1 protein-coding gene is annotated in these 258 nt (G+C 66.7%); it reads right to left on the reverse strand.

The features are described 5' to 3' along the window. Nucleotides 1-248 (reverse strand): alanine:cation symporter family protein (locus tag ACR9ZK_RS22475; RefSeq protein ID WP_481344144.1); only part of this gene is annotated, 248 nt, incomplete at its 3' end. Between the last annotated feature and the right edge of the window lie 10 nt (nt 249-258).

The following is a 258-nucleotide window of genomic DNA, read 5'->3' on the forward strand; positions in this document are numbered from 1 at the left end:
GCCGTGTAGTACAGCGCCAGGATGGTGGTGAAGGCGAACGGCAGGATCGCCAGGGCGATGAACGAACGCCCGAAGCCCGGCAACGCCGATTCCACCGCCTGCTGCACGAACCGCGGCCCCGCTTCCAGCCCCGGTACGTTGGCCACGATCCACTGCGCCGGTGCGGCCGGATCATGCACGTTGTAGCTGCCGGCCGACAGGATCAGGAAGGCGGTGGCGCTGCACACCACCATGGTGTCGATGTACACCGAACAGGCT

Source organism: Monashia sp. HAY1-5C (assembly GCF_056755255.1).